At 69.6% G+C, this 13,737-nt stretch carries 13 protein-coding genes and 4 pseudogenes; 8 read left to right on the plus strand and 9 right to left on the minus strand.

Annotation, left to right across the window (positions count from 1 at the left end):
• Positions 1-88: 88 nt before the first annotated feature.
• Positions 89-364 (plus strand): annotated as a pseudogene (locus tag ACZ3TS_RS28640) (GNAT family N-acetyltransferase); the annotation flags it as partial.
• 226 nt (positions 365-590) lie between these two features.
• Complete coding sequence (locus tag ACZ3TS_RS28645; protein ID WP_467623654.1) at positions 591-947, plus strand: DUF952 domain-containing protein; 357 nt, start codon at positions 591-593, stop codon at positions 945-947.
• 419 nt (positions 948-1,366) lie between these two features.
• Here ACZ3TS_RS28645 and ACZ3TS_RS28650 read toward each other — a convergent pair whose 3' ends face one another.
• Positions 1,367-2,485, minus strand: coding sequence for an FAD-dependent oxidoreductase (locus tag ACZ3TS_RS28650; RefSeq protein ID WP_467623499.1), 1,119 nt, complete (start codon positions 2,483-2,485; stop codon positions 1,367-1,369).
• Between the two features lie 54 nt (positions 2,486-2,539).
• Between ACZ3TS_RS28650 and ACZ3TS_RS28655 the strand changes: the two genes are divergently transcribed.
• Complete coding sequence (locus ACZ3TS_RS28655; RefSeq protein ID WP_467623502.1) at positions 2,540-3,232, plus strand: TetR/AcrR family transcriptional regulator; 693 nt, start codon at positions 2,540-2,542, stop codon at positions 3,230-3,232.
• A gap of 84 nt (positions 3,233-3,316) precedes the next feature.
• Positions 3,317-3,643: pseudogene (locus ACZ3TS_RS28660) on the plus strand (recombinase family protein); the annotation flags it as partial.
• A 98-nt stretch (positions 3,644-3,741) separates the two neighbouring features.
• Here the strand turns inward: ACZ3TS_RS28660 and ACZ3TS_RS28665 are convergent.
• The 4 genes and pseudogenes from ACZ3TS_RS28665 to sodN form a co-directional block, all read right to left on the minus strand.
• Positions 3,742-4,014 (minus strand): annotated as a pseudogene (locus tag ACZ3TS_RS28665) (VOC family protein); the annotation flags it as partial.
• Between the two features lie 112 nt (positions 4,015-4,126).
• The gene (locus tag ACZ3TS_RS28670; protein WP_467623504.1) at positions 4,127-4,543 is read right to left on the minus strand and encodes a VOC family protein; all 417 of its coding nucleotides are present in this window, start codon (positions 4,541-4,543) and stop codon (positions 4,127-4,129) included.
• 9 nt (positions 4,544-4,552) lie between these two features.
• Positions 4,553-4,984: a helix-turn-helix transcriptional regulator gene (locus tag ACZ3TS_RS28675; RefSeq protein WP_467623507.1), complete on the minus strand. Its 432-nt coding sequence runs from the start codon at positions 4,982-4,984 to the stop codon at positions 4,553-4,555.
• Between the two features lie 351 nt (positions 4,985-5,335).
• Entirely contained in the window at positions 5,336-5,731 is a 396-nt protein-coding gene (gene sodN, locus ACZ3TS_RS28680) for a superoxide dismutase, Ni (RefSeq protein ID WP_067129094.1), read from the minus strand.
• A 146-nt stretch (positions 5,732-5,877) separates the two neighbouring features.
• On the opposite strand from sodN, the gene sodX reads away from it, so the two are divergent.
• On the plus strand, positions 5,878-6,312 hold the full coding sequence (sodX, locus tag ACZ3TS_RS28685) for a nickel-type superoxide dismutase maturation protease (RefSeq protein ID WP_467623510.1): 435 nt from the start codon (positions 5,878-5,880) through the stop codon (positions 6,310-6,312).
• On the opposite strand, the gene ACZ3TS_RS28690 is transcribed toward sodX, so the two are convergent.
• Entirely contained in the window at positions 6,216-6,845 is a 630-nt protein-coding gene (locus tag ACZ3TS_RS28690) for a CGNR zinc finger domain-containing protein (protein ID WP_467623513.1), read from the minus strand. The two genes, sodX and ACZ3TS_RS28690, sit on opposite strands and share 97 nt — an antisense overlap.
• 99 nt (positions 6,846-6,944) lie before the next feature.
• On the opposite strand from ACZ3TS_RS28690, the pseudogene ACZ3TS_RS28695 reads away from it, so the two are divergent.
• Positions 6,945-7,711, plus strand: a pseudogene (locus tag ACZ3TS_RS28695) (class I SAM-dependent methyltransferase).
• Between the two features lie 170 nt (positions 7,712-7,881).
• Here the strand turns inward: ACZ3TS_RS28695 and ACZ3TS_RS28700 are convergent.
• Genes ACZ3TS_RS28700 through ACZ3TS_RS28710 form a run of 3 tightly spaced genes read right to left on the minus strand, consistent with a single transcriptional unit; the run spans position 7,882 to position 10,602 of the window.
• Complete coding sequence (locus ACZ3TS_RS28700) at positions 7,882-8,634, minus strand: amino acid ABC transporter ATP-binding protein (protein ID WP_467623657.1); 753 nt, start codon at positions 8,632-8,634, stop codon at positions 7,882-7,884.
• Between the two features lie 38 nt (positions 8,635-8,672).
• Positions 8,673-9,611: an amino acid ABC transporter permease gene (locus ACZ3TS_RS28705; protein ID WP_467623516.1), complete on the minus strand. Its 939-nt coding sequence runs from the start codon at positions 9,609-9,611 to the stop codon at positions 8,673-8,675.
• Positions 9,612-9,642: 31 nt separating this feature from the next.
• Entirely contained in the window at positions 9,643-10,602 is a 960-nt protein-coding gene (locus ACZ3TS_RS28710; RefSeq protein WP_467623519.1) for an ABC transporter substrate-binding protein, read from the minus strand.
• Between the two features lie 537 nt (positions 10,603-11,139).
• Between ACZ3TS_RS28710 and ACZ3TS_RS28715 the strand changes: the two genes are divergently transcribed.
• Positions 11,140-12,363, plus strand: a complete 1,224-nt coding sequence (locus ACZ3TS_RS28715) for an NAD(P)-dependent malic enzyme (protein WP_467623521.1) — start codon at positions 11,140-11,142, stop codon at positions 12,361-12,363.
• Between the two features lie 305 nt (positions 12,364-12,668).
• Complete coding sequence (locus tag ACZ3TS_RS28720; RefSeq protein WP_467623524.1) at positions 12,669-13,634, plus strand: zinc-binding dehydrogenase; 966 nt, start codon at positions 12,669-12,671, stop codon at positions 13,632-13,634.
• Positions 13,635-13,737: the final 103 nt, after the last annotated feature.

Raw genomic sequence — 13,737 nt, forward strand, 5'->3', positions numbered from 1 at the left:
GCGTGGATCAACGACCCAGCAAAGCGGAGGGAACCCGCGCGACAGATCTCATAGCATTACAAGCGTCTCAATTGACTTGACATCCACCGCCCGGCTGATGGCCGAGTCGCACCCTGCGGATCGCGCCCACGAATACCTGTGGATGATCGGAGTGGCACCGGGCCACCAGGGCGAGGGCCTGGGCACCGCGCTCATCCAGCACGTCCTCGACCGCTGCGACCGTGAGGGCCTGCCCGCCTATCTGGAGGCGAGCAGCGCCCGCAGCATTCGGCTCTACGAACGCCTGGGCTTCGCCCGTAACGACCGCACCCTCGATCTGCCGGACGGCCCCCGGATGTGGCCGATGTGGCGCGATCCGCGCTGATCCGGCACACGGGGGAGCGGCGAGCCTGTACCCGCCCTACCCTGAGGGCATGGGCAGCGCGGACCAGGTCTGCCCGGCGTGCGGGCAGCCCGTCGACACCGTCGTACGGCGCCACAAGACGCTGGGCGCATTCGTCCCCGTATGGCGCCCCGGCCCCTGCCGCAATCCGGCGTGCCGGGCGTACGTGGCGCCGGAGCCCGGGGAGCCGTACCGCTCCGGGCCTAGGATGGGCGGCAGGTCCGAACCTCTGCTGCACCTCACCGAGCGCTCCCTGTGGGAGGCTGCCCGCGCGACCGGCACTTACGAGATGTCGACCCGAGGCCGCACCCTTCAGGAGGAGGGCTTCATCCACTGCTCGCTGCGACACCAGGTCCCCCTCGTGGCGAGCTGGGTGTATGGGGCGTACGAGGGTCCCGACGACCTGGTCCTGCTCGTCATCGACCCGGAGCGTCTGACGGTCCCCGTGCGGTACGAGTCCGCGAAGCCCGGCGGCGAGGAGTTCCCTCACGTGTACGGGCCGATACCGGTGTCCGCCGTGGTGGACGTGGAGGTCTGGGACCGCGGGGCGGCGGCACAGACGTGACGGGAACGGGGGGACGGCGCAGGACGTGGCGGTGGGCGACCGGGGCGTGGGTGGTGCTCGTGCTCGTGGGTGGGGGCCTCACCCTGTGGCTGCCGGGTGCGAACGAGCCGGACCCTCCGGCCCGGTGGGACCGAGCGCCGGCACCGCTGCTGTCCGCCGACGCCGACCGGTAGACGCCGTGCGACGCGGCCACGTGTCTGTGACCGTCTAGCCCGGCAGCCCGCCCGTCCAGGGGTCCCCCGTCAGGCAGTACGTGCCGCCCGCCGGGTCACGATGTGGGATCGGCTCGTGGTTCGAGTCAGTCAGCAGAGCGGCGGATCAGCCCGGCGTCACCGCACCCTCTGGCACTCCGAACCACTCCACCAGCGCCTCGTGAAGCCGTGGCGAGCTGTTAGTGCTGGTGCTCTCGCGCTTGGCAGTCAGGATGGCTGGACTTGGTCGAAGTGGGCGAGGGCTTCGGCTGGGTCCGGGCTCACTAGGCGTTCCAGACCGGCCGTCGTGATCTTCGCCCACCTGCCGGCCCGTGCCCACATCTGTTCCTCGAAGGCGCGGACGGCCTCGTCCAGATCTCCAGGGCCGGTGGCGACGGACTCGGCGAGTTCGGCGCCTTCCAGCATCGCGAGGTTCGCGCCCGCCCCCAATGGGGGCATCAGATGGGCGGCGTCGCCCAGTAGCGTCACCCCGGGGACGTGGGTCCAGGTGTGGGACACGGGCAGGACGTAGAAGGGGCGGTGGACGAAAGTGGTGCCGTGGCGGAGGAGGTCGAGGACGGGAGCGGCCCAGCCGTCGAACAGAGCCAGCAGGCTCGATCGCACGGCCTCGACGTCGGCCAGGTCCAGGTTCGTGTGCCAATCCAGCGGCGCGCGGAACTTGGCGTACACCTTGACGTGGCCGCCGCTGCTGCGCTGGGCGACGAGGGAGCGGTTCACGCCGTACACAGCCACGGAACCGTCGCCGATCAACCGGGCGAGGTCAGGGTGGCTGGTGTCGACGTCGTCGAGGGAGGTCTCGACCGAGGTGACGCCGGTGTAGTGCGGCGTCGCCGACGAGACTGCCGGGCGGATCCGGGACCAGGCGCCGTCCGCGCCGATCACGAGGTCGAACGTCTCCTGTCGCCCGTCCGCGAAATGAACCAGTACGCCATCCCGCTTCCCCGGCACCACCTGCGTCACGCTCCGGCCCCACTGGACGTCGAGAGGGCCGAGCAGCAGGTCACGGAGTTGCCCGCGGTCGATCTCGGGATTGGCCCGGTCATCTGGACGGGGGCGCCAGTCGCGCAGGACGGTCCCGTCCGCGTCCAGGATGCGCATGGCCTGCCCCTCGGGGCGAGACAGCGCCTGGAACTCCGCTAGCAGCCCCGCCTTGGCCAGCGCGAGCTGGCCCAGCCCTTCGTGCAGGTCCAGCGTGCCGCCCGGGGGGCGGGCGTCGGGGGCGGGATCGCGTTCGAGGACGGCGACGGGGTAGCTGTGGCGGTGCAGCACACGGGCGAAGGTGAGTCCGGCGGGGCCGCCTCCGACCACAGCGATACTATGTCTCATGTCGATACACTGTATTCCTTCAATGCGATGCATCGCAGCAGAACGGTGATGACCATGACTGTCTGGGACCGGCCGGAGCCGCCAGCTCGCCCCGTGCCGCTGGACCGGGAGCGGATCGTCGTCGCCGCCGTCGCGCTGGCTGACGAGGGCGGGCTGGAGGCGGTGTCGTTGCGCAAGGTCGCCGCCCGGCTGAACGCCGGCCCGATGCGGCTGTACGGATACATCTCCACCAAGGAGGAGCTGTTCGACCTCATGGTGGACGAGGTCCAAGCCGAGATTCTCCCCGAGGAGTACCCCGGTGACTGGCGGGAGGCGCTGTGCGTCCTCGCCTGCCGCACCAGGCAGGCCGCTCTCCGTCACGAATGGCTGGGCGACCTGCTCGGCGGTCGCCCGACCCTGGGCCCGAACGGCCTCGCCGTGACCGAGGCCAAGCTGGCCGCCCTCGACGGCCTCGCCGACGTCGACACCGTCATGCGCGCTGTGGAGACTGTCAGCGCCTACGTCATTGGCGCGATCAGGCGCGAGATCGCGAACTTGCGGGCCGAGCGCGCCACGGGCCTGTCCAAGCGCGACTGGCAGCGCGCCTCCGGCCCGCATGTGACGAGGATGTTGGCCACGGGCCGCTTCCCGGCGCTGACCAAGGCCGTGTACGACGGCACGGACGTGGACGCCGAGGCGTCCTTCGCGACCGGCCTGGACTGGGTCCTCGATGCTGTGGCCGCCAAACTCACCCGGCCGCCGGCGTGACGCTCAGCTCTTGCCGAAGGTGAGCGAGGTCGGGGTCGGTGTCCATGGGCCGTGCGGGCTTGCGCCGCCACCACTTCCTAACGTTTGGGCGGCCATCCCCCGATCGTCTTCGAGGAACAGGCTGGCACCTCCAGCCGCCTCCACCCGCTGGAACGACCGAAGTTCGGCGAACTGCTCGCCGACGCGCGGCCGGGCGACACCGTGCACATCTCCGAGATGTTCCGCCTCGTACGCGGCACCGGGCACATCCTCGACGTGCTCGACGTCCTCCACCGCGACCAGGTGGCGCTGCGCATCCACGAAGGGGCGTTCTCCGCGATGGACCTCACCGCCCGCCTCCCGCGCACCTGCGAGCTGCTGTCCACCGTGGAGTTCGTGGTGCAGACCCTCGCCGCCGCCGGCGAACTCCAACGCGACCTCCAGCGCGAGCTGACGGATGACGGGCTGCGGGCCGCCGAGGCGAAGGGCAACAAGGGCGGGCGCCGCCCGCCATCGCGGCCGACAAGACCGACGACGTCGGCCCCGAGCCGCCGCGCCCGCCGCCACGAGCGCGGGCACGTCCTCGACGGCGAGGTCGAGATGGGCGCCCCGCCCGTGCCCACGGCTTGCGCCTTCACACAGGCGTCGCCCGCCTGCGGCACCAGTGTGACGAACTCGCCGCGTTCGCCCCGGGGTTCGGACAGTTGCGTCGCCGTGACGGCGGTCCAGAAGTCACCGGCCCGCCGGAACTCCTGGGCGGGCCGGTCGACGAAGGCGTACGTCCAGCGGATCGGTTCGCTCACGAGGCGCTCCTGGCAGACGGTGCGGACGGTTCACGGGGCTCGGACCGCCTCCTGCCCGGCCGGCACGTGCAACGGTGTTTGCAGGCCCGGTCCCACGCGGCCGCGATCCCCGTCAGGCGGAGCGGCGCTGGTTGAAGCGCAGCAGATTGCCCGCCGGGTCACGGAAGGCGCAGTCCCGTACGCCGTACGGCTGGTCCATGGGCTCCTGGAGGACCTCCGCACCGGAGGCCTCGACGCGGGCGAAGAGGGCGTCGCAGTCCTCGGTGGAGAAGATGACGCCCCGCAGGAGGCCCTTGGCGAGCAGCTCCACCATCGTCCGGCGGTCGGCGGGGGAGGCGTCAGGGTTCGCGTCCGGGGGTTCCAGGACGATCTCCACGTCCGGCTGGAGCGGTGAGCCGACCGTCACCCAGCGCATGCCCTCGAAGCCGACGTCGTTCCTGACCTCAAGGCCGAGGACGTCCCGGTAGAAGGCGAGCGCCTTGTCGTGGTCGTCCACGGCGATGAAGCACTGCGAGAGTTTCACGTCCATGGCGCCACGCTAGATCTGCGCGCGCGGATCCGTCTGCGTATTCGGCGCTTTCCCCCGCTGTGGCCGTGTCAGTCGCTTCGCCACGCACGGTGGTATCGCCGCCCCCTGCTCGTGCGACCGCGCCCGGTACGCGCTCGGCGTCTCGCCCACCAGCTCCGTGAACCGCGAGCTGAACGACCCCAGCGAGGTGCACCCCACTTCGAGGCACACCTCCGTCACGGTGAGGTCGCCGCGCCGTAGCAGCGCCTTGGCGCGCTCGATACGGCGGGTCATGAGATAGCCGTACGGCGTCTCCCCGTAGGCCGCGCGGAAGCTGCGCTGGAAGTGCCCCGGTGACATCAGCGCGGTGCGCGCGAGCGCCGGCACGTCCAGCGGCTGCGCGTACTCACGGTCCATCCGGTCACGCGCCCGCCGCAGCCGGACCAGGTCGTCCACGTCCACGCCCACAGCATGGCACGCACCACCGACAGCAGGGGTGCGAACCGGACGGCCCGGTGTCCCGCACGGCGCCGGAACGACCCCGGAACCGTCGGCTGCGGGTGGCTGGCTTCAGGTCCGTGCTTGCGTGGGCGCGAGGACCTCGGTGGGCTGTTCGGCGGTGTCGAGTTCTCGCCGGGTCCTCGGCCACGCGTCCGCCGTCATCACGCTGCGGATCTATGCCCACCCGTGGCGGGGCGAAGAAGACCGCACCCGGACCGTCATGGACGCCGTGTTCGGCGGCCTGCGGACCGGGTGCGGACAGGCAGACGCTGCAACTAAAGAAAATCGCAGGTCAGAAGGCATAAGTGAAGATCAGGCCTTCTTGGTCTCCCAGAAGATCTTGTCGATCTGGGCGATGTAGTCCAGCGCCTTCTGGCCCGTCGCCGGGTCCGTCGACGCCTTGGCGGCCGAGAGGGCCTTCAGGGCGTCGTTGACCAGCTGGTGCAGCTCCGGGTACTTCTCGAAGTGCGGGGCCTTGAAGTAGTCGCTCCACAGCACCGAGACATGGTGCTTGGCGAGCTCGGCGCGCTGCTCCTTGATGACGGTGGCGCGAGCCTGGAAGTGCGGGTCGTCGTTGGCGGCCATCTTCTCCTGCACGGCCTTAACCGACTCCGCCTCGATGCGGGCCTGGGCCGGGTCGTAGACGCCACAGGGCAGGTCGCAGTGGGCGCTGACCTTGACCTTGGGGGCAAACAGGCGGGAGAGCATGAAGCTGTCCTTCCTCGTGATCGTCTTCTCAGGTGGGACATTACTCCGTAGGGGACGGGTTTTCGCGAGTGCCCCCATGGGCTTACGTCAAAAGTCCAGGGTGACACTGGGACTGGTGGAGGATCGGACCGGGGAGGTGCCGGGTGATGCCGGAGCTGTCACAGGAGATCGAGCGCACGAAGGCCCTGCTGCCGCTCGGGGCGGCGGAGGTGACGGGACCGTCCATGGTGCCCACGCTGCAGCACGGGGACCGGCTCCTCGTCCAGTACGGGGCGCGCGTCCGGCCGGGTGACGTCATCGTCCTGCGGCACCCTTTCCAGCAGGACCTGCTGGTCGTCAAGCGCGCCGTGGAGCTCCGTGAGGGCGGCTGGTGGGTGCTCGGGGACAATCCGTACGCAGGCGGGGACAGTACCGACTACGGCAGCGTTCCCGAGGAGTTCGTCCTCGGGAAGGTGAGGCTGCGCTACCGGCCGCGCAAGGAGGGTCAGCGCTCGCTGTTCGCCCTGGTGCGCTGGGCGCTGTCCGCCGCCAGGCCGGTGCTCTCCGACCGATCCGTCTCCAGGCGCTTGCGGGCGCGGTAGGCGGCCACGTTCGCGCGCGTGGCGCACCGGTCCGAGCAGTAGCGCCGGGAGCGGTTCGTCGACGTGTCGAGGTACGCGTTGCGGCAAGGGGTCGCCTCGCACAGGCCCAGGCGGTCCACGCCGTACGCGGTGAGGTGGAAGGCGAGCCCCATCGTGGCGATCGCCGCGTAGCCAGCGGTCGCGTTCGACGGGTGATCAGCGAGGTGCATGTGCCACAGCGGGCGGCCGTCGTCGTCCCGGTGGTCGTGGCCGGAGATCTGCGGGCTCACCGGGAACTCCAGGAGCAGCGAGTTCAGCAGGTCCACCGCGAGCGTCTCGTCGCCCGTGTCCGCCGCCTCGAAGACCGCACGAAGGCGGGCCCTGACCGAGCGGAACCGGGTCACGTCGGCGTCGGTGGCGCGGCGGGCCGCCGACTGGTTGACCCCGAAGAGGTCGCGGACGGCCTCCACCGAGGTGAGCGAGTCCTTGCCCCGGGCCGGTTCCTCACTGTTCACGAGGCGGACGGCGTAATCCGAGTAATAGGCCAGTTCCACTTGTAGTCCTTACGGAGGCGCTCTATGGTCGTGGGGCGGTCGGGTAACAGACGGTCGTGCTTCCAGGGTATTACGTGGCGGACGTAACGGAGGGCAGCGATGGCGGACACGGACACCACGGCGACGACCGACTGGCCCGCCTGGCAGGAGAGCGGGACCGCCAGCAGGAGTGGTACATGCCCGATCGTGAGGAACGCTTCCGGACCATGCTCGACATGGTCGAGGCGTTCGTCGGCAACGAGCCCCGCGTGCTCGACCTCGCGTGCGGCACCGGCAGCATCACCGCCCGGCTGCTCTCCCGCTTCCCCCAGGCCACCAGCACCTGCGTCGACCTCGATCCGGCGCTGCTCACCATCGCCCGCGGCACGTTCGCAGGCGACGACCGCGTCACCTTCGTGGAGGCAGACCTCAAGGACCCCGACTGGACCACGCGCCTGCCGTACGACGTGTACGACGCGGTCCTCACCGCCACGGCCCTCCACTGGTTGCGCACCGGCCCCCTCGAGGCCCTCTACGGTCAGGTCGCGGAACTCGTCCGCTACGCCGGTGTCTTCATGAACGCCGACCACATGATCGACGACACCACCCCCCGGATCAACGCGGCCGAGAGCGCCCAGCGGCACGCCCGCATGGATCAGGCCATGCGCAGCGGAGCCCTCGACTGGGCCGAGTGGTGGCAGCTGGCCGCCGAGGACCCCGTCCTCGCCGCACCGACCGCCCGCCGCTTCGAGATCTACGGCACCCACGCCGACGGCGAGACGCCCTCCGCCGCGTGGCACGCGCGCGTGCTGCGCGAGAAGGGCTTCTCCGAGGCCCGCCCGGTGTGGTGCTCGCCGTCGGACACGCTGCTGCTCGCGCTCAAGTAGGCCCCGCTGCGTCCTGTGCACCCTCCCACCGCACTGGAGACGTTCCCGCTGGACCGGACGCAGCTGCGCGAGCTGGCGCTGAAGCCGGAGCTGCTGCCGTAGGAGCACACGCGGAAGGGGCGGTACGCGGACCCCGGGATCCGCGTACCGCCCCTTCCCGCAGTGGTGCGTCAGAGGACCTTGGACAGGAACGACTGCGTCCGCTCGTGCTGCGGGTTCGTCAGCACGTCCCGGGGGTTGCCGGACTCGACCACCACACCGCCGTCCATGAAGACGAGCGAGTCGCCCACCTCGCGGGCGAAGCCCATCTCGTGGGTGACGACGACCATCGTCATACCGGACTCGGCGAGGTCGCGCATGACGTCGAGGACGTCACCGACCAGCTCCGGATCCAGGGCCGAGGTCGGCTCGTCGAACAGCATCAGCTTCGGGTCCATCGCGAGGGCCCGGGCGATGGCCACACGCTGCTGCTGGCCGCCCGAGAGCTGCGAGGGGTAGTTGCCGGCCTTGTCGCTCAGGCCCACACGGTCCAGGAGCTGCATGGCCCGCTCCCTGGCCTGCGCCCTGCTGATCCCCTTCACCTGGACCGGGGCCTCCATGACGTTCTCGACGGCCGTCATGTGCGGGAACAGGTTGAACCGCTGGAAGACCATGCCGATGTCACGGCGCTTCATCGCGACCTCGCGGTCGCGCAGTTCGTACAGCTTGTCGCCGTGCTGCCGGTAGCCGACCAGCTCGCCGTCGACGTACAGGCGCCCGGCGTTGATCTTCTCCAGGTGGTTGATGCACCGCAGGAAGGTCGACTTGCCGGAGCCGGAGGGACCGATGAGGCAGAAGACCTCGCCGGGTTTCACCTCCAGGTCGATGCCCTTGAGGACCTCGACCGGGCCGAAGGACTTGTGGACCCCCTCGGCCTTCACCATGGGCGTGCCGGAGCCGCTGTCCTTGACGATCTTCTCGGTCATGCCGTGACCCCCTTCCGGCCCGACAGGGAGAACACGTTCCGCTTGACCTTCTGCCACGGGGTGGGCGGCAGCTGGCGGCTGGAGCCGCGGGCGTAGTACCTCTCGAGGTAGTACTGGCCGACGCTGAAGACCGAGGTCAGCAGCAGGTACCAGGCGGCGGCGAGGAACAGCATCTCAGCGGGGGCACCGGACGTCTGGCCGATGTCCTGGGCCACCCGGAACAGCTCGGAGTACTGGACCACGGAGACCAGCGAGGTCGTCTTCAGCATGTTGATGACCTCGTTGCCCGTCGGCGGCACGATCACGCGCATCGCCTGCGGGATGATGATCCGGCGCAGGGTCTTGCCGTGGCTCATGCCCAGGGCGTGGCTGGCCTCGGTCTGGCCCTCCTCGACGGAGAGCAGACCGGCACGGCAGATCTCGGCCATGTACGCCGCCTCGTTCAGGCCGAGGCCCAGCAGCGCCGTCAGCAGCGGCGTCATGAAGCTGGACCAGTAGTCCTTGTAGATCGGGCCGAGGTTGATGTAAGTGAAGACCAGGCCGAGGTTGAACCAGACCACCAGCTGCACGAGCACCGGGGTGCCGCGGAAGAACCAGATGTAGAACCACGCGATGGACGAGGTCACCGGGTTCTTCGACAGGCGCATCACGGCGAGCAGGATGCCGCCGATGATGCCGATCGCCATCGAGGCGACAGTCAGCAGGAGGGTCTTGCCGACGCCCTGAAGGACACGGTGGTCGAAGAAGTAGTCGGGGATCGCACCCCAGTTGATCTTGCCCTGGGAGAACGCGTAGACGATCGCGAACAGCAGCGCGATCGCGACGACGGCCGAGACCCAGCGCCCGTAGTGCCGGACCGGAATGGCCTTGATGGCCTCCGGTCCGGCCGGGGGCGTGTCCGCCGGACCCGTCGTCTTGTCGATGTCAACAGTCACGGGTAGTGCCTTTCAGTGCCGCGCTGTGCGGTCACTTGCCGCCGTTGATGGCGGCGGCCGTCACGGCGCCGTCCGCGACGCCCCACTTCTTGATGATCTTGTCGTAGTCGCCGTTCTTGATGATCGCGTCGAGGGCGGCCTTCAGGGCGTCGCGCAGCTGGGTGTTGTCCTTGGCCACCGCGATGCCGTAAGGGGCGGCCTCGACCTGCTCGCCGACGAGCTGGAAGTCGTTGCCGCCGCCCGAGGTCTTCACCGCGTACGCGGCGACCGGGAAGTCGGACGAGCCGGCGTCGGCACCGCCCGCGCGCAGCCGGGTCTGGGCCTGCTGGTCGTTGTCGAACGACTCGATGGAGATCTTCTTGCCGCCCGTGCACTTCTTCGTCTCGGACTTGGCGAGGTCCTCGGAAACCGTGCCGCGCTGCACGACGATCTTCTTGCCGCACAGGTCCGACCAGGTCTTGATGCCCTGGTCCTTGCCCTTCTGGGTGTAGATCGAGACACCGGCCGTGAAGTAGTCGACGAAGTCGACGCCCTCGCCGACCTTCTTGCCCGTGTCGGAGTCGATGCCCTGCTGGCGGTCCTTGGTGTCGGTCATCGCGGACATGGCGATGTCGTAGCGCTTGGAACGCAGACCCGTGATCAGGGTGTCGAAGGTGCCGTTCTGGAAGTCGAACTTCACGCCGAGCTGCTTGCTCATGGCGGCGGCGAGGTCCGGGTCGATGCCCACCGTCGCGCCGGAGCCGTCCTTGAACTCGACCGGCGCGTACGCGATGTCCGAGCCGACCTTGATGACGCCGGCCTCGCGGATCGACGCGGGGAGCTTGTCGGCCAGCGGGGCCGAGGCCGCTGTGCTGCTGCTCGAACCGTTGTCCTTGTTCTTCGTCTGGTCACCGCAGCCGGCGACCAGCAGGGTGCCAGCGACCGCGAGGGCGCCGACCGCGGCTATCCGGGAGTGCGTGGCGGTCGTACGACGGGTGGAGCTTGCGGTCATGGTGGCTTCCTCCGGCGAGATGGGTTGTGCCGACGGGTCGACGAGAACACACACCTTCGGGTGTCGCGACCTCCTGTGACTGAGGCATCTTGCCATTTGGACTCACGCATTCAGGGGACCGGCTATGTCAAAATCGGATAACGGGTGACCCCCGAACCGCCTCGAACGGCCGATCGGCGCCGGACCTTGTGCGGGAATCCTTCCTTCCGGCCGGAAGATCTCCGGTGCATCTCACAATGCGGTCGATCGCGCTCCGTACAGGTGATCATGAGAGCGTGCATTGTTGACTTGTCCACATTTTCAGCCATGAGTCATCTCACCGGCGTGTGACCTTAGGGTTATGGACTCGTCCGGGACACCATCCGTCCGGTAAGAAGGTTCCTTACACCCCTCATCCGGGGCTCAGGGCGCGTGTGCGGCGCGCCCGTCGCGCATGCACCCGTACGCATCAGTTCTCAAGGGTCATGCGCGGTCCCGCCCACCCCTCAACCAGGAGTGGTCACCCTCAAACCATGAACATCTAAGGGGTACGACACAGTGGCAGCGGAGATCGTCAATCCTCGCAGCGACAGCAGTACGGATCAGGACGGCGGGGCCGAGCCCCACGATTCCTTCGATCCCGCGTTCGCGCTGCACCGCGGCGGCAAGATGGCCGTGCAGGCCACCGTGCCGGTCCGCGACAAGGATGACCTGTCCCTGGCGTACACGCCCGGCGTCGCCCGGGTGTGCACCGCCATCGCGGAGCGGCCGGAGCTGGTCCACGACTACACATGGAAGTCGTCGGTCGTCGCCGTGGTGACGGACGGAACGGCAGTCCTCGGCCTGGGCGACATCGGCCCCGAGGCATCCCTCCCGGTGATGGAGGGCAAGGCGATCCTGTTCAAGCAGTTCGGCGGGGTGGACGCGGTCCCGATCGCCCTCGACTGCACGGACGTGGACGAGATCGTCGAGACCGTGGTCCGGCTGGCGCCCTCCTTCGGGGGCGTGAACCTGGAGGACATCTCGGCGCCGCGGTGCTTCGAGATCGAGCGCCGGCTCCAGGAGCGGCTCGACATCCCGGTCTTCCACGACGACCAGCACGGTACGGCCGTGGTGACGCTGGCGGCGCTGCGGAACGCGGCGAAGCTGACCGGGCGCAGCCTGGGCGAGTTGCGCGCGGTCATCTCGGGTGCGGGCGCGGCGGGGGTCGCCATCGCGAAGGTGCTGGTCGAAGCGGGGATCGGCGATGTGGCGGTCGCCGACCGCAAGGGTGTCGTCTCCCCTGACCGGGACGATCTGACGCCGGTCAAGCGGGAGCTCGCCGGGTTCACGAACAAGGCGGGACTGGCGGGGTCCCTCGAACACGCCCTCGCGGGCGCCGACGTCTTCATCGGCGTCTCCGGCGGCACGGTGCCGGAGGAGGCCGTGGCCTCGATGGCCGAGGGCGCCTTCGTCTTCGCGATGGCCAACCCGAACCCCGAGGTGCACCCGGACGTCGCGCACAAGTACGCCTCCGTGGTGGCGACCGGGCGGTCCGACTTCCCGAACCAGATCAACAACGTGCTGGCGTTCCCGGGCATCTTCGCCGGAGCCCTCCGGGTGCGGGCGTCCCGCATCACCGAGGGGATGAAGATCGCGGCGGCCGAGGCGCTGGCGGCGGTCGTCGGGGACGACCTGGCGGCCGACTACGTGATCCCGTCGCCCTTCGACGAGCGGGTGGCCCCGGCGGTCACGGCGGCGGTGGCCGCCGCGGCGCGGGCCGAGGGAGTCGCTCGCCGGTAGCTCCGCCGGGTGGGCGGACCGCGTGTGCCCGCCCACCCGTGTGGGTGATCTTCCGCTGTGCGTGCAGCCTGGGCCGTTGCGCCGCCGGGGCGACAGGGTCGCCGGGCCCGAGCGGAGCCGAGAACGGGGGCGGTGGGCGCAGGGCGCCCTGCCGACGCCCGTAAGCGACAACTCCGGTCGGCGGGCGCCGCGCCGGGCACCTCGCGAACGCCGGGCGGTGACAACCCGGCCGCGCACCCCGGCGGGACGCGCGTCACAGCCGGCTCCGGTTCCGTACGGCAACCGCGGAGCCTATCGTCAAGGTCATGTTCGCTGCCTACGCCGCCCGCATCGACCGCGACCACCCCCTCACCGGCCTCGAGTTGGGAGAGCGCCCGGCCCCCGGGCGCAGGCCCGGCTGGACGACCGTGAACGTCAAGGCCGCCTCTCTCAACCACCATGACCTCTGGTCCCTCCGGGGTGTCGGCCTCTCCGAGGACAAACTCCCGATGATCCTCGGCTGCGACGCCGCCGGCGTGGACGAGGACGGCAACGAGGTCGTCCTCCACTCCGTCATCGGCCAGACGGGCCACGGTGTTGCTCCCGACGAGCCCCGCTCCATCCTCACCGAGCGCTACCAGGGCACCTTCGCCGAGCAGGTCTCCGTTCCCACGTGGAACCTCCTGCCCAAGCCGAAGGAACTCTCCTTCGAGGAGGCTGCCTGTCTCCCCACCGCATGGCTGACCGCGTACCGCATGCTCTTCACCAATGCCGGCGTGCGTCCCGGTGACTCCGTCCTCGTCCAGGGCGCGGGCGGGGGCGTGGCGACGGCCGCGATCGTGCTCGGAAAGGCGGCCGGTCTGCGGGTCTTCGCCACCAGCCGTGACGAGGCCAAGCGGAAGCGGGCCCTCGAACTGGGCGCCGTGGAGGCCCTGGAGTCCGGGGCGCGGCTGGCGCAGCGGGTGGACGCCGTGATCGAGACCGTCGGCGCCGCAACCTGGTCCCACTCCGTCAAGTCCCTGCGCCCCGGCGGCACGATCGTCATCTCGGGAGCCACCAGCGGTGACCGTCCCTCCCACGCCGAACTGACCCGCATCTTCTTCCTGGAGCTGAAGATCGTCGGCTCCACCATGGGCTCCAAGGACGAACTGGAGGATCTGCTCTCCTTCTGCTCCGCCACCGGAGTGCGTCCCGTCATCGACGAGGTCCTTTCGCTCGACCGCGCCCGGGAGGGCTTCGAACGCCTGGACGCGGGCGACCAGTTCGGCAAGATCGTGCTGACCGCCGACTGATCGCCGCTCACCTTTTCGCCCGCGGCGGGCTCGGACCACGCTTCCGAGCCCGCCGTCGGCATTTCCGCAGACTGTGCCTGTCAATCGAGGTTGACATACCCCC

Source organism: Streptomyces sp. NPDC022910 (assembly GCF_055561075.1).